Source organism: Ruegeria arenilitoris, assembly GCF_013031355.1.
In the GTDB taxonomy this organism is placed as follows: domain Bacteria; phylum Pseudomonadota; class Alphaproteobacteria; order Rhodobacterales; family Rhodobacteraceae; genus Ruegeria; species Ruegeria arenilitoris_C.
In genome coordinates, this window is the sequence record NZ_WPZO01000003.1 from 149,331 (window position 1) to 170,575 (window position 21,245).

General features: G+C 60.3%; 20 protein-coding genes. 8 read left to right on the forward strand and 12 right to left on the reverse strand.

Translation table 11 applies throughout. From position 1 onward, the window contains the following. The first annotated feature begins 16 nt into the window (after positions 1 to 16). Positions 17 to 622 carry an OmpW/AlkL family protein gene (locus tag GOX63_RS09265; RefSeq protein WP_170325686.1) on the forward strand — a complete coding sequence of 202 codons (606 nt, stop codon included), beginning with the start codon at positions 17 to 19 and terminating at the stop codon, positions 620 to 622. A 50-nt stretch (positions 623 to 672) separates the two neighbouring features. Here the strand turns inward: GOX63_RS09265 and GOX63_RS09270 are convergent, their stop codons facing one another. From GOX63_RS09270 to GOX63_RS09280, 3 genes are all read right to left on the reverse strand, one after another. Next, positions 673 to 1,836: an isovaleryl-CoA dehydrogenase gene (locus GOX63_RS09270; RefSeq protein ID WP_170325687.1), complete on the reverse strand. Its 1,164-nt coding sequence runs from the start codon at positions 1,834 to 1,836 to the stop codon at positions 673 to 675. A 165-nt stretch (positions 1,837 to 2,001) separates the two neighbouring features. Further along, complete coding sequence (locus tag GOX63_RS09275; RefSeq protein WP_170325688.1) at positions 2,002 to 3,192, reverse strand: DegT/DnrJ/EryC1/StrS family aminotransferase; 1,191 nt, start codon at positions 3,190 to 3,192, stop codon at positions 2,002 to 2,004. A gap of 39 nt (positions 3,193 to 3,231) precedes the next feature. Next, a complete protein-coding gene (locus GOX63_RS09280; protein WP_170325689.1) occupies positions 3,232 to 3,903 on the reverse strand; it encodes an HAD-IA family hydrolase in 672 nt (223 codons plus the stop codon). A 134-nt stretch (positions 3,904 to 4,037) separates the two neighbouring features. Between GOX63_RS09280 and glmU the strand changes: the two genes are divergently transcribed. Genes glmU through GOX63_RS09300 form a run of 4 tightly spaced genes read left to right on the forward strand, consistent with a single transcriptional unit; the run spans position 4,038 to position 8,447 of the window. Then, the gene (gene glmU / locus GOX63_RS09285) at positions 4,038 to 5,390 is read left to right on the forward strand and encodes a bifunctional UDP-N-acetylglucosamine diphosphorylase/glucosamine-1-phosphate N-acetyltransferase GlmU (RefSeq protein WP_170325690.1); all 1,353 of its coding nucleotides are present in this window, start codon (positions 4,038 to 4,040) and stop codon (positions 5,388 to 5,390) included. Positions 5,391 to 5,392: 2 nt separating this feature from the next. After that, positions 5,393 to 7,213 carry a glutamine--fructose-6-phosphate transaminase (isomerizing) gene (gene glmS, locus GOX63_RS09290; RefSeq protein WP_170325691.1) on the forward strand — a complete coding sequence of 607 codons (1,821 nt, stop codon included), beginning with the start codon at positions 5,393 to 5,395 and terminating at the stop codon, positions 7,211 to 7,213. A 3-nt stretch (positions 7,214 to 7,216) separates the two neighbouring features. Further along, positions 7,217 to 7,756: a pyridoxamine 5'-phosphate oxidase family protein gene (locus GOX63_RS09295; protein WP_170325692.1), complete on the forward strand. Its 540-nt coding sequence runs from the start codon at positions 7,217 to 7,219 to the stop codon at positions 7,754 to 7,756. A 4-nt stretch (positions 7,757 to 7,760) separates the two neighbouring features. Beyond that, positions 7,761 to 8,447: a DNA alkylation repair protein gene (locus GOX63_RS09300; RefSeq protein ID WP_170325693.1), complete on the forward strand. Its 687-nt coding sequence runs from the start codon at positions 7,761 to 7,763 to the stop codon at positions 8,445 to 8,447. On the opposite strand, the gene GOX63_RS09305 is transcribed toward GOX63_RS09300, so the two are convergent. Then, positions 8,435 to 8,851, reverse strand: coding sequence for a hypothetical protein (locus tag GOX63_RS09305; protein WP_170325694.1), 417 nt, complete (start codon positions 8,849 to 8,851; stop codon positions 8,435 to 8,437). The two genes, GOX63_RS09300 and GOX63_RS09305, sit on opposite strands and share 13 nt — an antisense overlap. 90 nt (positions 8,852 to 8,941) lie before the next feature. On the opposite strand from GOX63_RS09305, the gene moaA reads away from it, so the two are divergent. Continuing rightward, positions 8,942 to 9,949 (forward strand): GTP 3',8-cyclase MoaA, encoded by a 1,008-nt coding sequence (moaA, locus tag GOX63_RS09310; protein ID WP_170325695.1) that lies wholly within the window; start codon positions 8,942 to 8,944, stop codon positions 9,947 to 9,949. A 1-nt stretch (position 9,950) separates the two neighbouring features. After that, positions 9,951 to 11,273: a 3-deoxy-D-manno-octulosonic acid transferase gene (locus GOX63_RS09315; protein WP_170325696.1), complete on the forward strand. Its 1,323-nt coding sequence runs from the start codon at positions 9,951 to 9,953 to the stop codon at positions 11,271 to 11,273. A 42-nt stretch (positions 11,274 to 11,315) separates the two neighbouring features. Here GOX63_RS09315 and GOX63_RS09320 read toward each other — a convergent pair whose 3' ends face one another. The 7 genes from GOX63_RS09320 to GOX63_RS09350 form a co-directional block, all read right to left on the reverse strand. Continuing rightward, complete coding sequence (locus tag GOX63_RS09320; RefSeq protein WP_170325697.1) at positions 11,316 to 12,479, reverse strand: M20 aminoacylase family protein; 1,164 nt, start codon at positions 12,477 to 12,479, stop codon at positions 11,316 to 11,318. Positions 12,480 to 12,536: 57 nt separating this feature from the next. Next, positions 12,537 to 13,679: an MFS transporter gene (locus tag GOX63_RS09325; protein WP_367646700.1), complete on the reverse strand. Its 1,143-nt coding sequence runs from the start codon at positions 13,677 to 13,679 to the stop codon at positions 12,537 to 12,539. Positions 13,680 to 13,748: 69 nt separating this feature from the next. Beyond that, the gene (locus GOX63_RS09330; RefSeq protein WP_170325698.1) at positions 13,749 to 15,026 is read right to left on the reverse strand and encodes a DUF3422 family protein; all 1,278 of its coding nucleotides are present in this window, start codon (positions 15,024 to 15,026) and stop codon (positions 13,749 to 13,751) included. Positions 15,027 to 15,133: 107 nt separating this feature from the next. Beyond that, positions 15,134 to 15,490 carry a VOC family protein gene (locus tag GOX63_RS09335; protein ID WP_170325699.1) on the reverse strand — a complete coding sequence of 119 codons (357 nt, stop codon included), beginning with the start codon at positions 15,488 to 15,490 and terminating at the stop codon, positions 15,134 to 15,136. Between the two features lie 177 nt (positions 15,491 to 15,667). Then, positions 15,668 to 17,122: an NAD(P)(+) transhydrogenase (Re/Si-specific) subunit beta gene (locus tag GOX63_RS09340; protein ID WP_170325700.1), complete on the reverse strand. Its 1,455-nt coding sequence runs from the start codon at positions 17,120 to 17,122 to the stop codon at positions 15,668 to 15,670. A 13-nt stretch (positions 17,123 to 17,135) separates the two neighbouring features. Next, positions 17,136 to 18,707: a Re/Si-specific NAD(P)(+) transhydrogenase subunit alpha gene (locus GOX63_RS09345; RefSeq protein ID WP_170325701.1), complete on the reverse strand. Its 1,572-nt coding sequence runs from the start codon at positions 18,705 to 18,707 to the stop codon at positions 17,136 to 17,138. A 129-nt stretch (positions 18,708 to 18,836) separates the two neighbouring features. Further along, positions 18,837 to 19,286 (reverse strand): methyltransferase family protein, encoded by a 450-nt coding sequence (locus GOX63_RS09350; protein WP_170325702.1) that lies wholly within the window; start codon positions 19,284 to 19,286, stop codon positions 18,837 to 18,839. 172 nt (positions 19,287 to 19,458) lie between these two features. On the opposite strand from GOX63_RS09350, the gene kynU reads away from it, so the two are divergent. Continuing rightward, on the forward strand, positions 19,459 to 20,652 hold the full coding sequence (kynU, locus tag GOX63_RS09355; protein WP_170325703.1) for a kynureninase: 1,194 nt from the start codon (positions 19,459 to 19,461) through the stop codon (positions 20,650 to 20,652). On the opposite strand, the gene GOX63_RS09360 is transcribed toward kynU, so the two are convergent. Continuing rightward, complete coding sequence (locus GOX63_RS09360; RefSeq protein WP_170325704.1) at positions 20,645 to 21,223, reverse strand: TetR/AcrR family transcriptional regulator; 579 nt, start codon at positions 21,221 to 21,223, stop codon at positions 20,645 to 20,647. The genes kynU and GOX63_RS09360 overlap by 8 nt on opposite strands. Positions 21,224 to 21,245 lie beyond the last annotated feature (22 nt).

Sequence of the window (21,245 nt, forward strand, 5' to 3'; positions counted from 1 at the left end):
ATTCAAAGGCCATAAAATGACCAAAACACTCGCCGCATTGACACTCTCCACCGCGCTTGTCGCGCTTGCCGCCCCAGCAATGGCCCAGAACCAAGGTGACTGGACCCTGGGTATCGGTGTTGGCTACCTTGACCCGAAATCCGACAACGGCACCCTGGCTGGCGCGAAAGCCACCATCGACTCGGATACTCGCCCGATCTTCACCGCTGAATACTTCATCCAGGACAACCTGGGTATCGAACTGCTGGCCGCCACCCCGTTCAGCCATGACGTCACGCTGGCAGGCAGCATCGACGCAGGTTCCGTCAAGCACCTGCCGCCCACCCTGTCGCTGAACTACCACTTCCCGACCAACAGCGCCTGGAAACCCTATGTCGGCGCCGGTATCAACTACACCATCTTCTTCGATGAAAAGTCGGCCCTGGGTGATCTGGAACTGGACAACTCGGTCGGTATCGCGCTGCAAGCCGGTCTGGACTACATGGTCACCGAAAGAGGCGCCGTTCGTCTGAACGTCCGCTGGTTCGACATCGAGTCGGACGTCAAACTGAACGGTACCGACATCGGCACCGCCGATATTGATCCTTGGCTGGTCGGCGTATCCTACGTCCATAGCTTCTGATCCTTTGAAAGAACGCCCCACAGTTCCCTCGTATGTGGGGCGTTTTTTCATCACAGCATTTCGCTCATCAACTCACGCCCGATCAGCATCCGGCGGATTTCGCTGGTCCCCGCGCCGATCTCCATCAGCTTGGCATCGCGGAAAATTCGGCTGACCGCTGAATCCGACAGGAACCCGGCCCCACCCATCGCTTGCACCGCCTGATGCGCCTGCGCCATCGCCTGTTCCGAGGCGTAAAGACAGCATGCCGCCGCGTCCTGACGGGTCACGTCCCCCCGGTCACAAGCCTTGGCAACCTCATACACATAAGCCCGCGCGGAATTCATCGCGGTGTACATGTCGGCGATCTTGCCCTGCATCAGTTGAAAGCTGCCGATGGGTTTGCCGAACTGCTTGCGCTCAGCCAGATAGGGCATGATCTCGTCCAGACACGCCGCCATGATGCCCGTCCCGATCCCGGCCAGAACAACGCGCTCATAGTCCAGACCGGACATCAAAACCGCGACACCCTTACCCTCTTCGCCCAGAACGTTTTCGAACGGCACTTCGACGTCTTCGAAAATTAGCTCGGCTGTGTTCGATCCACGCATACCCAGCTTGTCAAAATGGGGCGAGGTCGAAAACCCCTTCATCTCTTTCTCGATCAGAAACGCCGTGATCCCTTTTGACCCCGCCTCCGGGTCCGTCTTGGCGTAGACGACCAGAGTATCCGCATCCGGCCCGTTGGTGATCCAGTACTTGTTGCCGTTGAGCCGGTAGTGATCGTTGCGCTTTTCTGCACGCAGCTTCATCGAAACCACATCGGATCCAGCCGACGCCTCGGACATCGCCAAAGCACCCACATGGTCGCCTGAGATCAGGCGCGGAAGATACTTCGCCCTCTGCTCATCAGTACCGTTCAGCTTGATCTGATTGACACACAGGTTTGAATGCGCCCCATAAGACAGCGAAACCGAGGCCGAGGCCCGTGCGACTTCCTCCACCGCAACGGTATGAGCAAGGTACGACATCCCCGCCCCGCCGTATTCCTCGGGCACGGTGATCCCGAGCATCCCCAGATCGCCCATCTCTTTCCACAATTCATTGGGAAAAGCATTGGACTTGTCGACCTCGGCCGCGATCGGCTTGACCCGATCCTGAGCCCAGCGATGCACCATCTCGCGCAGGGCGTTCACGTCTTCGCCCAGATCAAATTGCATTGTGGCCGAGAACATACGCGATCTCCTCCTTCGCATAAATGAACACATGTTCAATAAACTGATAGCAGCCGGATTACATCTGGTCAACGACCCTGATCGACACGATCACTCAAAACGCATACAGCCGCCCCAAAGGGCGGCTGTCAAAAAGAGCGTGCACCGCAGGTGCACTCAATTGGATCAGGATTGATAGACCGCGCCGACCTCGGACCGGATGATACGCGCGATCAGGCGGCAATCCTCTAGCGAAAAGGTCAGAGGCACTCGCATGTCCATGATACCGGCCAGTATGCGATCACTGGCCGGCATTGGCACGCTGTCCGCATAACGCCAACTGTCATAGCGAGAGGTAAACCCGCTCGGCTCGGCCCCGCCGAACCATTTGAGCTCCACCCCACGCGCCGCACAGCGACGGATCACCTCGGCAATGCGCTCCGGCGACCAGTCGAGCAACAGGAACTGGATCGACGATCCGACATAGGTTTCCTCTTCGGGGCGTTCGACGATGGTCAGGCCCGGCGTTCCGCGCAGCCCCGCCGCAATCTCATCGTAGCGTTCGTTCCAACGCTGAACCTGCCGGTCCAGATCGCGCAATTGCGGGCGCAGAATTGCCGCACGCAGGTTGTCCATACGGCCGGATACGTTCGGAGTGGTGTATTTTATCCGCTCAAAAACTTCAGGGCCCGGCGCGGCAAGGTGGCGCTCATAAAGCATATAGGACCCCGAAAGCATCGTCGCCTTGGCCGCCAGTTCTTCGTCATCGGTGATCAGCAGCCCGCCTTCACCAGAATTGACGTGCTTATAGGTCTGACAGGAATAGCACCCGATTGCCCCCTGCCGCCCCGAAAGCTGCCCGCGCCATGCCGCCCCCATCGTGTGGGCGCAATCCTCGATCACGATAACACCAGCTGCATCGCACATTTGCATCAACCGATCCATGTCGCACAAATGCCCGCGCATATGGCTGAGCATCAGGACCTTCGCCTGATCCAGCTTGGCCTCAAGGTCATCCAGATCAAGGGTCAGGCTCTCAGTCACACCCACAAAGATCGGCCGCGCCCCGACCGAGGCAATCGCCCCCGGCACCGGGGCCAGCGTGAAGGCATTCGTCAGCACAGGATCGCCCGGCTCTACGCCAACCGCCCGCAGCGCCGTCGCCAATGCATAGCCGCCGGAGGACACCGCCAGACAATATTTGGCGCCCATCTGCGCCGCGAATTCCAGCTCCAACAACGCAGTTTCGCCCAGCTCTCCGGGGACGACGTTGTAACGGTGCAGACGCCCGTGGCGCAGGACGGCCATCGCGGCCTCGATCGCCTCTTCGGGGATGGGTTCCTGCTGGGTAAAGCTGCCAGTGAATGTCTCGGTCATAGGCTTTTTCTGATGCTGCATGGGTTGAGGGTCAAGAGATCACGCCGCCGCACCGATCAGCCCTTCGACCACCGAATGCAGATCGTCGAAGTGATGCAGCAAGGCCTCAGGTTCCAGCGCGGCCATGTCATCGCCGGACGGGCCGAATGTGACAAGAACCGAGGGCACACCAGCCGCGCGGGCGGTGTTACGGTCAGTATCGGAGTCTCCGATCAGCACGCACAAATCCGGATGTCCGCCCGCTCGACGCGCAGCCTCGCGCAGCGGTTCCGGATCCGGCTTGCGCACCGACAACGTGTCGGCCCCGACCAAAGAGGCGAACGCATCGCGCACACCCATTTGGGTCAGCAACTGATGCGCCAATGCTTCGGGCTTGTTGGTGCAGATACCCACACCATATCCGGCCGACCGCAATACCTCGACCGCATCCAGCGCGCCGGGATAGAACTGCGTGTGGGTATCAATGGCCTGCGAATACGCCTCGAGCAGGGTCGGATAATAGGCGTGAACCATATCTTCGTCATAGGCCCCGACCCTCTTGAGCCCATGCGTCAACATCATCCGCCCGCCCCGCAACGCAACCGCCGCGTCCTGCCCGTGCACCAGTACATCGCCATGCCCCATCTGGCGAAAACAGTGGTTCGCCGCAGCCAGCAGATCGCCCGACGTATCGGCCAGAGTTCCGTCCAGATCGAAGATAACCGTTCGCATCGTGCCTCCTGCTTCGGCGGTTTTTTGCCGTGTCCTGTTGCAAACGGCAATCTTGTTTGATGGCTGAACCGCTTGCGCCTTTGACCTCAGCGGATAAAACGGACGGCAACAAAACACAAAGAGAAATCGATTTCATGAGCACTGCCCTTGTCATCCTTGCCGCCGGAAAAGGCACCAGGATGCATTCGGATACCCCCAAGGTTCTGCACCCCATCGCCCAGACTCCGATGCTGGTCCACGCCATGCGCGCCGGTGCCGTGCTGTCGCCCGAGCGCACCGTGATCGTCACCGGACACGAGGCCGAGACCGTGGCAAAGGTTGCCGCGGACGAGGACGAGACCGCGCAGATCGCAGTTCAGGAAGAACAACTGGGCACAGCCCATGCCGTCGCACAGGCCCACGACGCGCTGAAGGGGTTCGAAGGCGATGTGGTGGTTCTCTATGGAGACACGCCATTTCTGCAGTCTGACACGCTGGAGCGCATGATCGCAGCCCGGACGAACAACGATCTGGTCATACTGGGCTTCGAAGCCGCCGACCCCGCGCGTTATGGCCGCCTGGTCATGAATGGCGACAGCCTGGAACGGATCGTCGAGTTCAAAGACGCCTCGGGTCAGGAACGCGCCATAACCTTTTGCAATTCTGGCCTTTTGGCGTGTGACGCAAACACACTATTCTCCCTGATCGATGCAGTGGAAAACGACAACGCAGCAGGCGAATATTACCTGACCGACGTGGTTGAAATCGCCCGCAACCGCAATCTGAAAGTCACCGCCGTCGCCTGTGACGAAGCGCAGACGCTGGGCGTGAACTCGCGCGCGGATCTGGCTGCGGCGGACGCCGTGTTTCAGGCCAAAGCACGTGCCACTCTGCTGGAGCTGGGCGTCACCCTGATGGCCCCCGAAACCGTCTATCTGGCCGCCGACACCGTAATCGGCCGTGATACAGTGATCGAGCCCAACGTGGTCTTCGGCCCCGGTGTCACAGTTGAAAGCGGCGCAACGATCCGGGCATTTTCGCATCTGGAGGGTTGCCATGTCAGCCGTGGCGCCATCGTCGGCCCTTATGCCCGCCTGCGCCCCGGTGCAGAGTTGGCGGAAAACACCCGCATCGGCAATTTTGTCGAGATCAAGAACGCTGAAATCGCCGAAGGCGCCAAGGTCAACCACCTCAGCTATATCGGCGATGCGTCGGTCGGTGCTGCCACGAATATCGGCGCGGGTACGATCACCTGCAACTATGACGGCGTGATGAAGCACCGCACCACGATTGGCCAGAATGTCTTTATCGGCTCGAACACCATGCTGGTTGCACCGGTCACGCTGGGGGACGGCGCGATGACGGCAACTGGAACCGTTGTAACTCGTGACGTGGAACCCGATGCGTTGGCCGTGGCCCGCGCCAAGCAGGACAACAAGCCGGGTTATGCACGTAAATTGTTTGACATGTTGAAGGCGAAGAAGGCTCGCCGCGACAAAGGAGCCTGATCATGTGTGGAATCGTAGGTGTTCTGGGCGAACACGAAGCCGCGCCCATTCTGGTCGAAGCCCTGAAACGGTTGGAATACCGCGGCTATGACAGTGCGGGTATTGCCACGGTCAATAACGGCGCGCTTGGGCGTCGCCGGGCGGTGGGTAAGCTGGTCAACCTCAGCGATCTGCTGGTGCATGACCCGCTGCCGGGCAAATCCGGCATCGGGCATACCCGATGGGCCACGCACGGAGCGCCCTCGGTCAACAACGCGCACCCCCACCAAGCCGGTCCGGTAGCCGTGGTACATAACGGCATCGTCGAGAATTACCGCGAGTTGCGGGCGGAACTGGCCGAACATGGCGTGGATTTCGTGACCGAAACCGACACCGAAACCGTTGCCCTGATGGCCGAGCACTACCTGAATACCGGCCTGTCCCCGGTGGACGCTGCCTTCCAGACCATCGACCGCCTGAAGGGCGCGTTTGCGCTGGCCTTCCTGTTCGACGGACAGGACGATCTGATCGTTGCGGCCCGCAAGGGCTCGCCCCTGGCAATCGGACATGGCGTGGGCGAAATGTTCGTGGGCTCGGACGCGATAGCGCTGGCGCCGCTGACCGACCGCATCACCTATCTTGAGGAAGGCGACCGCGCGGTGCTGACCCGCACTTCGCTTGAGATCCGCAACGAGGCCGGAGAGCTGGCCAACCGCGAGACCCGCCAGATCAAGCTGGATCAGACGCGGGCCGACAAGGCCGGTCACAAGCACTTTATGGCCAAGGAAATCGCCGAGCAGCCCGTGGTAGTGGCCGAGGCGATCCGATCCTACCTTCCCACCGGAGGGGATGAGGTGGTTCTTCCGGGTGAGCTGGACTTCACCAAGCTCGACCGTCTGACCATGGTTGCCTGTGGCACCGCCTTCTATGCCTGCCTGACCGCGAAATACTGGTTCGAACAGCTGGCCAAGTTGCCTGTTGAGGTCGATATCGCCAGCGAGTTCCGCTATCGCGAACCTCCGATCCCGGACCGGACGGCGGCGCTGTTCGTCAGCCAGTCGGGTGAAACCGCCGACACGCTGGCCGCGCTGCGCTATTGCGAAGGTAAGGCCGACAAGATCGTGTCGGTGGTCAATGTGCCCGAAAGCTCGATCGCACGGGAGAGTGATCTCGCCCTGCCCATCCACGCTGGGGTCGAAATCGGCGTGGCCTCGACCAAGGCATTTACCTGCCAGCTGAGCGTGTTGCTGATGCTGGCTCTGAAAGCTGCTGCGGATCGGGGAACGCTGAGCGACGAAGAACTGGCCGATCACGCCGCCGCGCTGCGCGGGCTGCCGACGGCGTTGGGCACGGCTCTGGATCAGAACCGCGCCATAAAGAAATCCGCCCAGCGCCTATCCGAGGCCCGCGACGTGCTGTTTCTGGGCCGCGGCCTGATGTACCCTTTGGCGATGGAGGGCGCGCTGAAACTGAAGGAAATCAGCTACATCCACGCCGAAGGTTATGCGTCGGGTGAGCTGAAGCACGGCCCCATCGCCCTGATCGACAAGCATATGCCGGTAGTCGTCATGGCACCGCGGGATACCGTCTTCGACAAGACCGTCTCGAACATGCAGGAAGTCATGGCGCGCAAGGGTAAGGTCATCCTGGTCTCGGACGATGACGGTATTGCCGAGGCCAAAGACGGCGTCTGGAGCACTATCCGTATGCCCCACATCCACCCCAGCCTTGCCCCGATCCTGTACTCGGTCCCGGCGCAACTTCTGGCCTATCACACGGCGGTGGCAAAGGGCACGGATGTGGACCAGCCGCGCAATCTGGCTAAATCCGTCACGGTGGAGTGAAGCATGGCCAAGCAATTCCCGGAACTGGATGACGCCCAGCGCAAGTTCATTGAAGATCAGCATATCTTTTTCGTCGGCACCGCCGCACCTGACGGGCGGGTGAATATCTCGCCCAAGGGAATGGACTCGCTGCGCATTCTGGGCCCGAACCGGATTGTCTGGATGAACCTGACCGGCAGTGGCAATGAAACCGCTGGGCATTTGCTGGAAACTGACCGCATGACGCTGATGTGGTGTTCCTTCACCACGCGGCCCCTGATCCTGCGCACCTATGGGACCGCGCGCACCTTGCATGTCGGGGATTCAGGCTGGGACGACTTGGCTGACCTGTTCCCCGATCACCGCAGCGCACGGCAGATCTATGATCTGGACATTGATCTGGTTCAGACCTCCTGCGGTTATGCTGTGCCATTCATGGAGTATCAGTCCGACCGGGACACCATGCAGAAATGGGTCGACGGCAAATCGGATGACGACATCCGCGCCTATTGGGTGGAAAAGAACCAACAGACCATCGACGGCAAACCGACCCGCGCAAACTAATTCGATGCTGGACACTTACCTAGATCAGATCAAAGCTTATGCGGATGCCGAGCGCGCCGAGCAGATGGCGGCCTATCACAAAGCTGATCGCCCTTACCTTGGCGTCGGAAACCCGGTGCTGAATGACCTGACCAAAGCCTGGCGTCAGGAACTGGATGTGCCCGCGCGCGTGGAACTGGCAGACGCGCTCTGGCAGACCAACATCCACGAAGGTCGTCTGGCCGCCGCCAAACTGCTGACCCAGGCGCGCATTCGCCCTGATGAGGCAGTTTGGGAGCTGCTGCAAAGCTGGCTGCCGGATTTCGATGCGTGGGCCGTGGCAGATCATGCCTGCATGGCGATGCAGAAACGTCTGTCAGCCGATCCGTCCCGGCTGGATCAGGTCGAAGACTGGACAACGTCGGATCATATGTGGACTCGGCGCGCGGCGCTGGTGGCCACGCTGCCCTGGACCAAACAGAACCACCCCAAACCCGACGATCTGGCGCGACGAGACCGTATCCTCGGTTGGGCTGCAGGCTATGTGCCCGACCGCGAATGGTTTATCCAGAAGGCCATTGCATGGTGGCTGCGCGAACTGTCGAAACACGACCCGGATCGCGTAACCACCTTCCTGAACAATCATGGCGGCGGGATGAAACCGTTTGCCCGCCGCGAAGCCGGAAAGTTCCTGAAAGATCAGTTGGAATAGACCTCAAGTTCAACCAACTCGTCGAACGGCAACAGCAAGGCCCGCATCGCGTCCAGCGACAACCGGCTGCCGCCACTCTCCGGCCCTGGTGCGGGAACCAGAGTGATATAGGCCTGCGACCCGGTTTTCGGCACCACCACGCGCCCGGTGAATTCGGTATCGACCAGTGGCGTTTGCAACCAACGGCCCGGCGTCGTCGGGTCGCCCAACCCGGCAATGGTAGTCTTTGCCCCGACCCAGCCAGCAGGCGCGGTCGCAACCAGTTCGGGTTCGACCGATTCCTCGGTCACGGCCTCTTCAGCCTCGGCGGGTACACTATCAGCCCCCTGCACACGATCCGTCGTCGACCGCACAATATCGCAGCCCGCAATAAGAACACAAAAAGTCAAAAGCATATATCTCATGCCGAGAGCCTACCGCCCTGCGCGCATCTGTACCAGCGCAAAGGAAACTTCGCCCTTGTCGCGACCATGTCGCAGCTTTACCTATACCGAATGACTGCTCCGCTTATCGACCCGTTCGCTCGTGCGATTACCTATCTCCGCGTCTCCGTCACGGACCGCTGCGATTTCCGCTGTGTGTACTGCATGTCCGAGGACATGAAGTTCCTGCCGAAGAAAGACCTGCTGACGCTGGAAGAGCTGGACCGCATGTGCACCACCTTCGTGAAGATGGGGGTGGAAAAGCTGCGGATCACCGGTGGCGAACCCCTTGTGCGCCGCAATATCATGACGTTTTTCAACAGCATGACCCGCCATCTGGACAGCGGTGCGTTGAAAGAGCTGACGCTGACCACCAACGGCTCGCAACTGCATCGCTTTGCGGATGATCTCTATGCCGCAGGCGTACGCCGGGTGAATATCTCGCTGGATACGCTGGACGAGGACAAATTCGCCCAGATCACCCGCTGGGGCCGCCTGAAACAGGTGTTGAACGGCATTGATGCTGCGCAAAAAGCCGGACTGCGGATCAAGATCAACGCGGTGGCCCTGAAGGGGTTCAACGAAGTAGAGCTGCCGACTATCACGAAATGGTGCGCTGAACGCGACATGGACCTGACCTGGATCGAGGTCATGCCAATGGGCGACATCGGAAACGAGGACCGTCTCGACCAGTACTGGTCGCTGAAAGACGTGCGCAAGGAATACGAAAACCACTATACGGTAACTGATCTGGCAGAGCGCACCGGCGGACCTGCGCGCTATGTGCGGCTGGAGGAGACCGGGCAAAAGATTGGCTTCATCACGCCGCTGTCCCATAACTTCTGCGAAAGCTGCAACCGCGTGCGCCTGACCTGCACCGGCGAGCTGTATATGTGCCTCGGCCAAGAAGACATGGCCGACCTGCGCGGTGCCCTGCGCGACCATCCCGACACCGAGCAACCGCTTGAGGATGCGATCCGCGCCGCGATCAACCTCAAGCCCAAGGGCCACGATTTCGATTATTCCCGTCAGGCGGTTGACGGCCAGATGAGCCGTCACATGAGCCACACGGGCGGCTGACATGCCGGATCAACCGGGTCGACCAACGCTGCTCTATAACCTGTATTGCGGCCTGACTTCAGTTGCGGGTCCTCTGGTCTGGCGTACAGTGCGGAACAAGCTGCAGGCCGCTGACGTTCCCGAGGTCCGCCAACAAGAACGTCTGGGCCATGCCAGCCTGCCCCGCCCGGAGGGGCGCCTGATCTGGTTCCACGCCGCAAGCGTCGGCGAAACCCTGTCGGTGATCAGCCTGATCAAACGGTTGGGTGAACGCCTGCCCGATGCCGAGTTTCTGATCACCTCGGGCACGCCGACCTCGGCCGCGCTGATCGAAAAGCGAATGCCGCCCCGCGCGCGCCACCAATACCCACCCTTGGATATGCCCGGCCCCGTCCAGCGTTTTCTGGACCACTGGCACCCGGATGCTGGTATTTTTGTCGAAAGCGAAATCTGGCCGCGCCTGATTGTGGAAGGCGCAGCGCATGGTATCCCTCTGGCACTGCTCAACGCCCGCCTTTCGGACAAATCTGTACAAGGCTGGAAGAAACGCACCGACACCGCACGCTTTATTCTGGACCACTTCCGCCTGTTCCTGACACAGAATGGCAAGACAGCCACCAACCTGATCGATATGGGTGCGCGGGCGGAACGCGTTCAACCCGGCACAAACCTTAAGGCGATGTCAGACCCGCTGCCGGTGGATGAGCCTACGCTGTCGGACATCCGCGCACAGATCGGAAACCGCCCTGTTTGGATCGCCAGCTCCACCCATGCGGGCGAAGAGGAGAAGGTTCTGGCGGCCCATGCAGATTTGCTCAAACGCTGGCCCGATCTGCTTTTGTTGCTGATCCCCCGTCACCCCGAACGCCGCAATGACGTGTCCGCGCTGATTGACCAGGCCGGACAAACTGCGGCATTCCGATCTACCGGAGATCAGATCACCGGAGAAACGCAGGTCTACGTAGCTGATACTCTGGGTGAGACCGGCACATGGTACGCCCTCTGCCCGATTGTATTTCTGGGTGGCTCCCTGAAAGAGATCGGCGGCCACAACCCGTTCGAACCCGCACAGGCTGGGGCCGCTGTGATCACCGGCCCGGGCTATTTCAACTTCGCCGAAACCTTTGCCCCGCTGATCGAAACAGGCGGAGCACTGCAAGTCCAATCCGCCAACGATCTAGCCGCAGCCGTAGCAACCTGGCTGTCGGACCAAAATGCCCTGGATACGGCACGCAACGCTGCAAAATCTTGTGTGAACACCCAAAAATCTGCGCTGGATGCAATCGTCGAAACGCTCTGCTCCCAACTCAATCTGTCTGAAGGGGTTCCCACTTCATCTGGCTAAAAGTATCCCAGGTGTGCGGGGGCAGAGCCCCCGCCCTGACCCTCAGGCCGCAGGCATCCGCTGTTCCACAATCTCGGCCCACCAACTGCACCCGGCCGGAATAGCCTCATCGTTGAAATTGTATTCGGGATGGTGCACCGCCGCCGTGTCGCCATTGCCGACCAGAATATATGCACCGGGTCGCTCCTCGAGCATAAAGGCGAAATCCTCGCCGCCCATGATCAAAGGCGCCTCGTCGCAACTGCCCGATACGGATCGCGCCACATCAGCGGCGAAATCGGTCTGCGCGTCACTGTTCACCATCACCGGGTATCCCCGGTAATAGGTCACCTCGACGGCCCCGCCAAAAGTCGCGGCAACCCCGTTGCAGATTTCCTTGATGCGTTTCTCGGCAAGATCGCGCATCTCCGAACTCATCGTACGGACCGTTCCTTTCAACTGCACCGTCTGCGGGATCACGTTGAAGGCGGTGGTAGAGGTTTCAAACGACGTCACCGAAACCACCACTTGATCCACCGGATCAGCATTGCGCGCGGCGACCGTCTGCAAAGCCAACACCGCCTGTGCGGCCATCACTGTGGTATCAACGGTCTCATGCGGTTTGGCGGCGTGCCCGCCCTTGCCTTCAAAGGTGATGTCGAACTGATCTGTGGCAGCAAAAAACGCACCCGGACGAATGGCGAAACTGCCCACGGGCCGACCGGGCCAGTTGTGCATTCCATAAACTTCCTGAATGCCCCAGCGGTCCATCATGCCGTCTTCGCACATCTCACGGCCGCCACCGCCGCCCTCTTCCGCCGGTTGGAAGATCACCACAACGGTCCCGTCGAAATTCCGGGTTTCCGAGAGGTACTTCGCCGCACCCAACAACATCGCCGTATGCCCATCATGGCCACAAGCGTGCATCGCCCCATCGGTCTTGGAGGCATAGTCCAGCCCCGTGGCCTCATGGATCGGCAACGCATCCATGTCCGCCCGCAGGCCGATCACCTTGCCGCCCGTATCGACCTTGCCCTTGATGACACCAACAACCCCGGTGCGGCCTATGCCTGTCACGACCTCGTCACAGCCGAATTCCTTCAGCTTGTCCGCGACCAATGCGCTGGTGCGGTGGGTCTCGAACAGGATCTCGGGGTTTTCATGTATGTCGCGGCGCCATTCGGTGATTTCCCCCTGCAACTCGGCAAAGCGGTTCTTGATCGGCATGGTCATCTCCCATCTTGTGCTTTTCACCGAGTTACACCCCGGCGTGTATTCATGGCGTCAATCCAAAGGCGCAGGCCGCAGCGCGCCGGATAGCAGGACGATCAGAACGGCCAAAGGCAGCAAGGCCGTGAACGCCAGTCGTAATGTAAGCATTTCCGCCAGAAACCCAATAAGCGGCGGGCCGATCAACAGCCCTCCGTAGCCGAGCGTTGCCACGCTGGCTATGGCCTGCCCCGGCGGCACGTGCGGATCATTGGCCGCCCGGCTGAAGGCCAGCGGCATGATCACGGCATATCCAACACCCATCAGAGCAAAGCCTGCCAGCGCCAGCCCAGCCTCGCCTGCCGAGACGACACCAAACACGCCCAACGCCGCGCAAACGCCCCCAAAACGGGCCGTGACAACGGGGCCGAAGCGGGCGATCACAAAACCTCCGGCCAGCCGGAAAGCCACCATTGTCACCGAAAATACGGCGTACCCGAGGGCCGCGATGCTTTCCGCTGCACCGGTCACATCGCGCAGGAAAATCGCACTCCAATCCGCCACGGCACCTTCACCCAATGCTCCGCACAGGGCGGTGAAACCCACGAGGATCAGCGCGCCGGAGGGTAGTGCAAAAAACGTGCCCCCAGGCGACGCGGCCTTGCGGGACGACCAGCGCACCCAGGACAGAGCCAGTGCAAGGGCCACGACCACGCCACCGGCCAGCAAGAAGTGCTGCATCACCGTCAGCCCCATCTGAACGGCCCCATACCCGCTGAGCGCGCCCAGCCCGGCCCCAAGACTCCACATGGCGTGGAACGAGGACATGACTGGCTTGCGATAGGCCTGTTCCACCTCGGCCGCCCAGGCGTTCATCGCCACGTCCATCGAGCCGTGAAAGGCACCGAACACGAACAGGAACGCCGCCAGAGCCCAGAACCCGCCTGCCGTGCCCAACAGGATCAGAGACAATGTGTAGAGAACCGCGATTACCCGCGTTAGCGCTACGGCACCAAACCGGTCGGTCAGTCGCCCGGTCACCGGGAAGGAACATACCGCGCCTGCTGCCATGAACAAAAGGCCATATCCCAGCGCTTCATGTGTCAGGTCCAACCGGTCGCGCACAGCCGGGATACGAGACGCCCAGATGCCGAACAGCGCACCGTTCAGGATGAACATGGCAGCCACGGCCCGCCACGCGGCCACAAGTCCGATCACCGGGTTTCCTTTGCAGAAAGCGTCACTCGCCCCTGTTCTACAAGCTTCGGGCGGATTGGCAAATGCCGTTCATTCCAGCCGTTTGCGAACCTGCCGGATAAAGAACCAGACTGCCAACACCACCGGGATCGTCACAGCTGCTGTCAGCATACCCTTGCTCATCCCGGCCTTGGTCAGGGGGTACAGTACATAGCTGACCAGTGAGACCGCATAATAGCTGATCGCCACGACCGAGAGCCCCTCGACCGTGTGCTGCAGACGCAGGGCCAGATCGGCGCGGCGATCCATGCTCTCCAACAGCGCCTGGTTCTGCGCGCTGCGTTCTACGTCCACCCGCGTGCGCAGCAATTCACCCGCCCGAATGGCCCGGTCGGACAACGCTTGCAGGCGACGTTCCGTGGACTTCACGGTGCGCATGGCAGGATCGTAGCGGCGCATCATAAAGTCGGCAAAGCTCTGACGCCCCTCGAACCGCTCTTCCCGCAGCACCTCGATCCGCTGGTTCACGATCGCCTCATAGGCACCTGTGGCCCCGAAGCGGAATGAGCATTGGGCCGAGAGGGTTTCAAGCTCGGTCGAGGTGGACAGAAGGTCAGGCAGCAATTCGTCGGCATGGGCCGAATTGTCGGTCATTTGCCCCATCAAGCCGGTCAGCCTGCTGTCCAATTCGCCAATGCGCGGCGTCAGTTGTTTGACCCGAGCGAAACCCAGCATCGACATCGCCTTGTAGGTCTCGATCTCACACAGGCGCTGGATAATGCGACCGGTCCTGCGCCGCCCGGTGCCCTTGGTCACGAACAACGCAAACCGCATATGACCGGCCGGGTCGATGCGGAAATCGCAGGCGCAAATGGCTGCGTCATCCAGTACCCGCGCCACGGCCAGGCTTTCCGGCTCAAACCAATCCCCCAGCGACGCCTGAACCGCGTCATCCTCTTGCCGTTCGACGACACGGATCATAGCCGAGGTAACCCGCTGGCCGGGGCTGGACATCAACCAATCCGGCGGAAAGACCTCGAAATCAGCAGGGTTGAAGGCACGCTCACTGACGTTTTGAGTGATCGCGGTGTAGGTGACAAACTCGGTATGCTGTTCCCATTTCAACCAGTGACGACCAATCTGCCCGGCGTAGTGGGTGGCCTGCGGCTGAGGATGCTGCGCACCATGACGATCCAGCAGGTTGATCAGATGGGCCAGATCCTCATCCCGATCCCGCGCTGCAGCGGCTTCGGGCTTTTTGATCGCAAGAAAAGCCACGGTGCACGGAGTTCCCGCGACCGGAAAAGGGCGCGCGTGCAGCTCATTGGCCAGCGCATAGCGCAACGGATGGTCGTCGATGGGCGTCATACAGGGCTCCGATTCATCCCGGCACTATACGGGACATCGGAAATACATCAATTCTCTTTTTATTTCATATACTTACATGGATACTACAGTATACATTCCCCGCTATGTCATTGATTTGGTTGCCACAGCTCAATTGGATTGCCCTCGGGGTCGTGAATGCGGGCAAATTTTCCAACCTCACTGTCCCACTCGGTGCGGGTCTCAACAGCGATCCCGGCACCTTGTAGTTGCGCAATCATCGCAGCCAGATCGTCGACGCGAAAATTGATCATCCATTGCTGCTCGACCCGTCCAAAATACTCGGTATCCCGATCGAATGGGGCAAACACCGTGTACCCCTCGCGCTGCTTCCAAGGCACCGGGTCATAGTGGTTGACCCCAAGGTGTTTTTCGTACCAGGCACTCAGGGTCTCAGGATCACGCGCGCGAAAGAACACGCCGCCAATACCGTTTACCTTCTGCATCACCAGCCTCCCTGAGTTGCGTCGCCCAATAATACCCCGCCTGCTTCATCGAGCCAAAAAATTCTTGGAGGCCGCCATTGGTTCGAGCATCCAATGGCGGCGGGGGTAAAGCCCCCCTGCCCCAAAAAAGAAAAGGGCGCCCGAAGGCGCCCTTTGCAATTTGGTTGAACCTGTCGATCAGTCGATCATGGGCAGCAGTTTGTCCAGCGACTGCTTGGCGTCGCCGTAGAACATGCGGGTGTTCTCCTTGAAGAACAGTGGGTTTTCGATGCCCGAATAGCCGGTGCCCTGACCGCGCTTGGACACGAAGACCTGCTTGGCCTTCCAGCATTCCAGAACCGGCATGCCGGCGATGGGGCTGTTGGGATCTTCCTGCGCCGCAGGGTTCACGATGTCGTTCGACCCGATCACGATAGCCACATCCGTATCTGGGAAGTCGTCGTTGATCTCGTCCATCTCAAGAACGATGTCATACGGCACCTTTGCCTCGGCCAGCAGAACGTTCATGTGCCCCGGCAGACGACCGGCAACGGGGTGGATCGCAAAGCGCACCTCTTTGCCCTTGGCACGCAGTTTGCGGACCAGTTCGCTGACCGATTGCTGCGCCTGCGCCACCGCCATACCGTAGCCCGGGATGATGATCACGCTGTCGGCGTCATTCAGAGCCGCGGCAACACCGTCGGCGTCGATGGCAACCTGCTCACCTTCCACGGCCATCTGCTCACCCTGTGGGCCACCAAAGCCGCCCAGGATCACGCTGACAAAGTGACGGTTCATCGCCTTACACATGATGTAGGACAGGATGGCACCGGACGAACCAACCAGCGCACCGACCACAATCAGCAGGTCGTTGCCCAATGAGAAACCAATCGCCGCAGCCGCCCAGCCCGAGTAGCTGTTCAGCATCGACACAACCACCGGCATGTCGGCGCCGCCGATGCCCATAATCAGGTGATAGCCGATGAACAGCGCTGCCAGAGTCATCAGGAACAGCGGGAAGAAGCCGCCCGATGCGGTGTACCAGATCAGGCAGATCAGCGAGAGACCCGCCGCCGCCGCGTTCAGCGCATGGCCGCCGGGCAACTTGGTTGCCGCCGAGGTCACCTTGCCCGCCAACTTGCCATAGGCCACGACTGAGCCGGTGAACGTGATCGCACCGATGAAGACGCCGAGGAACAGCTCGACATGCAGGATGGACAGTTCCGCCGGGGTTTTCTTGGCGATCAACTGCCCAAACCCGCCGAGACCGGTGTACAGAACCTCTTTCGAGGCATCCGCAACCGCCATCACTTCGGCGACGTTCAGAACTTCGAAATGCGCGTTGAAGCCGACGAACACAGCCGCCAGACCGACCAGCGAGTGCATCGCGGCCACCAGCTGCGGCATCTCGGTCATCTGCACGCGCTGCGCAACGTACTGACCGATCAGACCACCGCCGATGATCAGCAGGATCGACAGCAGCCACAGGCCGGAACCCGGGCCAACCAGCGTGGCAAAGACCGCCAGCGCCATACCGACGATGCCATACCAGACCGCGCGCTTGGCGCTTTCCTGGTTCGACAAACCGCCGAGCGAAAGGATGAACAGAACAGCCGCAACGACATAGGCGGCAGTGGTGAAGCCAAATTCCATGTGCCCGGCCTCCTTAAGATTTCTGGAACATGGCGAGCATGCGCCGGGTTACGAGGAAGCCGCCAAAGATGTTGATCCCGGCCATGAAGACGGACAGCGCCGCCAGCAGAATGACCAGGAACGACCCCGATCCGATCTGCATCAAGGCCCCGACGATAATGATCGACGAGATCGCGTTGGTGATCGCCATCAGCGGTGTGTGCAGGCTGTGCGAGACGTTCCAGATCACCTGGAAGCCCACAAAGATCGCCAGCACGAACACGATGAAGTGCTGCATGAAGCTGGCCGGAGCGATCAGCCCCACCAGCAGCATCAGCGCGCCGCCGACACCCAGCAGGGTGACTTGCTGCTTGGTCTGCGCCTTGAAGGCCGCAATCTCCTGCGCCTTTTTCTCTTCCGGGGTCAGTTCCTTGACCTCGGGCTTTTTCTGCGCCGCAATCGCCTGCACCTTGGGCGGTGGCGGCGGGAAGGTTATCTCACCCTCATGGGTCACGGTCGCGCCGCGGATCACGTCATCTTCCATGTCATGATTGATCTGACCGTCCTTTTCAGGGGTCAGGTCGGTCATCATGTGGCGGATGTTGGTCGCGTACAAAGACGAAGACTGCGCCGCCATCCGGCTGGGGAAGTCAGTATAGCCGATGATGGTCACGCCATTGTCGGTCACGATCTTCTCATCCGGCACGGTCAGCTTACAGTTGCCGCCCTTTTCCGCCGCGAGGTCCACGATCACCGAGCCAGGCTTCATCGCTTCGACCATATCCTTGGTCCAAAGCTCGGGCGCTTCGCGGTTCGGGATCAGCGCTGTGGTGATGACGATGTCCATTTCCGGCGCCAGCTCGCGGAACTTGGCCAACTGCGCTTCGCGGAATTCATCAGACTGTACAGAGGCATAGCCACCGGTGGCCGCGCCATCCTGCTGGTCTTCCTCGAAATCCAGATAGACGAACTCGGCGCCCATGGATTCGACCTGTTCGGCCACTTCAGGGCGCACGTCGAACGCATAGGTGATCGCACCCAAGGAGGTCGAGGTCCCGATGGCGGCCAGACCGGCCACACCGGCGCCGACGATCAGCACCTTGGCTGGCGGCACCTTACCGGCCGCCGTCACCTGACCGGTGAAGAAACGGCCAAAGTTGTTGCCTGCCTCGATCACTGCGCGGTAGCCAGCAATGTTCGCCATCGAGGACAGCGCGTCCATTTTCTGAGCGCGGCTGATGCGCGGCACCATTTCCATGGCGATGACGTTGGCGCCCTTGGACTTGGCCAACTCCATGCCTTCTTCATTGCCCGCAGGGTTGAAGAAGGAAATCAGCGTCTTGCCCTTGGTCAGACGCTTCATCTCGGCCTCAGTCGGGATCCGGACCTTGGCGACGATATCGGCGGTCTTCCAAAGCGACGCGGCAGTTTTCACGATCTCGACGCCCGCAGCCTCATAGGCCTCATCCGAAAAACCAGCAGCAGCACCCGCCCCTTTTTCGATGGCGCAGTCATAGCCCAGTTTCTGCAACTGCACAGCCGAATCCGGGGTCATCGCGACCCGGTTCTCACCGTCCAGTATTTCCTTTGGTGTGCCTATCTTCACTGGCAGTCCCCCTAATTCTCACTCGATCCGAGCGTGTGGTCGGTTATGTTCGTTCAGCAAACATGTATCCTGCGCAACATTATTTCGCAAGCGCAGCATTTGTTACGTGATGTCATGACATGGGCCACTCTAAATCCACCGGCGGGTTTTACGCTCGTATCGGGCGAAATCCGCGCGAAATGTGCGGCGCAGGCGGTCCTCTTCGGGCAGTATGAAGCGACGTTCCAGTACCCATACGAAGACAGGTACCAAAATCAGGGACAACACCGCATCAAACCGTAGAACAAGCCCAGCCAAAATCAGAACATCGCCCACGTAAATCGGGTTGCGACTGCGGGTGTAGATACCCGTTTGCACCAAAGACGAAGGCGTTTCGTGCGGAATGACCGTGGTTTTGTGACGGCGGAATTCGACAATCGCCAGAACGGCGAACAGGATGCCGCCACCGATCAGGATGCCGCTCAGCAGATCGGTAAGGCCACTGTCCAGAGACAGCCCCAGCGAAAAATGACGCGCCTGCAGCCAGGCCAACAAAGCAAACCCAACAAGCCAGACAGGCGGTATGTCGATCCGGCGCATGTTCATTCCCCACAATTGACGGCGCGTAAAGCAGTGTCGTTTCCGAACGATGTCCTACCGCTTTTGGAACAGATTAGCAAAAGCTCAGTATGTCGCATCAATGGACAGGCAAATACGGATCGGATAGGCCGAAGAAGACCACCGATCAGCAACACAAACTGACGAGCCCCAGATGACCGATTTCTCCGCGACCAAAGCCATGTTCGATCTGCCCGAGGGCGTTATCTACCTAGATGGCAACTCGTTGGGCCCGCTGCCGCGTGCCGCCACTGATCGGGTGAACGAGATGTTGGTCAAAGAATGGGGCCAGATGCTGATCACCGGCTGGAACAAGGCTGGGTGGATGGCGCTGCCGACTGGACTGGGCGACCGCATCGGCCGATTGATCGGCGCAGAGCCCGGCACGGTGGTGACCGGAGATACTTTGTCGATCAAAGTATATCAGGCCGTGGCCTCGGCCCTAGAGCTTTGCCCGGATCGCAAGGTCGTGCTGTCGGACAACGGCAACTTTCCCTCGGACCTCTATATGGTGGATGGCCTGTTGCGCTCGCTGGGGCCAGATTACGAATTGCGGGTTGTCGCGCCCGAGGAAGTAGCCTCGCATATCACAGAAGATGTTGCCGTCCTGATGCTGACCGAAGTCGACTATCGCAGTGGTCGAATGCACGACATGAAAGCACTGACCGAGTTGGCCCATGCCAACGGCGTTGTGACAGTCTGGGATCTGGCCCATTCCGCAGGCGCGGTTCCGGTGGACCTGTCCGGCTGCAATGCCGATTTTGCGGTGGGCTGCACATATAAATACCTGAACGGGGGCCCCGGCGCGCCCGCCTTCATCTATGTCGCCCCACGTCTGGCCGACCGCGTGCGCCCTGCCCTCTCAGGCTGGCTGGGGCACGAGGCCCCCTTTGCCTTTGATCTGGATTATCGCCCCGGCAGCGGGATCGAGCGGATGCGGGTCGGCACTCCTCCGATCATCCAGATGACCGCACTGTCGGCAGCGATGGATATCTGGGACATGGCCGACATGGCGGATGTGCGCGCCAAATCCATCGACCTGACCGAGCTGTTCATCGCCCGTGTCGAAGCCGCCTGCCCCCAGTTGGAACTGGCCAGCCCGCGTGATCCGAACCTGCGCGGCAGTCAAGTCTCGTTCCGGTTTGCCGACGGGTATGCCGCGATGCAGGCCTTGATCGCACGCGGTGTGATCGGAGACTTCCGTTCACCCGATATCATGCGGTTCGGGTTCACGCCGCTTTACATCGACGAACATGATGTGGAGCGCGCTGTCGAAATCCTGACCGACATCATGCAGAACCGTTTGTGGGATGCACCGGAATACAAGGTGCGCCAGCGGGTTACCTGACCTCAAGCCCCGCGCCGATCAGCGCCGCAACCTGAGCCACCTGCTGCTCATAGACCTCGGCCCCTGCCCCAATCAGCTTGAGCCCCTTGAGCGTGGCCGTAATCGTTCGACCAGTCTCGGCCGCATCGGCCAGCAGGCGCACCCGCCCGGCTTGCGCCTGTTGCGTCAACCATTCGGCATAGAGGCCCGCCATTCTGGCCTCTCCTTCCGAGATGATCTCGGCCGCCATGGACTTGGTATTGTCCAGCATCTCAAGCCCGTGGGGCGAGGCCAGTATCGCCGCCATCCCCCCGGTCTGGGCTTTTATCGCGCGGGTCAGAACGTCGGGCACGGACCCAGAAGATGCCAGAGCCTCGGCGACTGCCGCGCTTTTCTCGGCATAGTAAATCTCGGTCAGTTTGCTGACGATTGCCTCTTTGTTCCTGAAATGCAGATAGACCGCTGGCCGGGACATTCCCGCCCCGCGCGCGATGTCATCCATCGAGGTTTTTCGAAATCCATAGGTGGCAAAAGCCTGAAAAGCAGAATTCAGGATCGCCTTTTGCCGTGAATCGTCAACTGTTTCCGTCATGCTTGAACTGGTGACACTTTTT

Bases quoted from the DNA above. Each gene is read 5' to 3' on its own strand.
- GOX63_RS09265 (WP_170325686.1), top strand. From the start codon at position 17: ATGACCAAAACACTCGCCGCATTGACACTCTCCACCGCGCTTGTCGCG.
- GOX63_RS09270 (WP_170325687.1), bottom strand. From the start codon at position 1,836: ATGTTCTCGGCCACAATGCAATTTGATCTGGGCGAAGACGTGAACGCC.
- GOX63_RS09275 (WP_170325688.1), bottom strand. From the start codon at position 3,192: ATGACCGAGACATTCACTGGCAGCTTTACCCAGCAGGAACCCATCCCC.
- GOX63_RS09280 (WP_170325689.1), bottom strand. From the start codon at position 3,903: ATGCGAACGGTTATCTTCGATCTGGACGGAACTCTGGCCGATACGTCG.
- glmU (WP_170325690.1), top strand. From the start codon at position 4,038: ATGAGCACTGCCCTTGTCATCCTTGCCGCCGGAAAAGGCACCAGGATG.
- glmS (WP_170325691.1), top strand. From the start codon at position 5,393: ATGTGTGGAATCGTAGGTGTTCTGGGCGAACACGAAGCCGCGCCCATT.
- GOX63_RS09295 (WP_170325692.1), top strand. From the start codon at position 7,217: ATGGCCAAGCAATTCCCGGAACTGGATGACGCCCAGCGCAAGTTCATT.
- GOX63_RS09300 (WP_170325693.1), top strand. From the start codon at position 7,761: ATGCTGGACACTTACCTAGATCAGATCAAAGCTTATGCGGATGCCGAG.
- GOX63_RS09305 (WP_170325694.1), bottom strand. From the start codon at position 8,851: ATGAGATATATGCTTTTGACTTTTTGTGTTCTTATTGCGGGCTGCGAT.
- moaA (WP_170325695.1), top strand. From the start codon at position 8,942: ATGACTGCTCCGCTTATCGACCCGTTCGCTCGTGCGATTACCTATCTC.
- GOX63_RS09315 (WP_170325696.1), top strand. From the start codon at position 9,951: ATGCCGGATCAACCGGGTCGACCAACGCTGCTCTATAACCTGTATTGC.
- GOX63_RS09320 (WP_170325697.1), bottom strand. From the start codon at position 12,479: ATGCCGATCAAGAACCGCTTTGCCGAGTTGCAGGGGGAAATCACCGAA.
- GOX63_RS09330 (WP_170325698.1), bottom strand. From the start codon at position 15,026: ATGACGCCCATCGACGACCATCCGTTGCGCTATGCGCTGGCCAATGAG.
- GOX63_RS09335 (WP_170325699.1), bottom strand. From the start codon at position 15,490: ATGCAGAAGGTAAACGGTATTGGCGGCGTGTTCTTTCGCGCGCGTGAT.
- GOX63_RS09340 (WP_170325700.1), bottom strand. From the start codon at position 17,122: ATGGAATTTGGCTTCACCACTGCCGCCTATGTCGTTGCGGCTGTTCTG.
- GOX63_RS09350 (WP_170325702.1), bottom strand. From the start codon at position 19,286: ATGCGCCGGATCGACATACCGCCTGTCTGGCTTGTTGGGTTTGCTTTG.
- kynU (WP_170325703.1), top strand. From the start codon at position 19,459: ATGACCGATTTCTCCGCGACCAAAGCCATGTTCGATCTGCCCGAGGGC.
- GOX63_RS09360 (WP_170325704.1), bottom strand. From the start codon at position 21,223: ATGACGGAAACAGTTGACGATTCACGGCAAAAGGCGATCCTGAATTCT.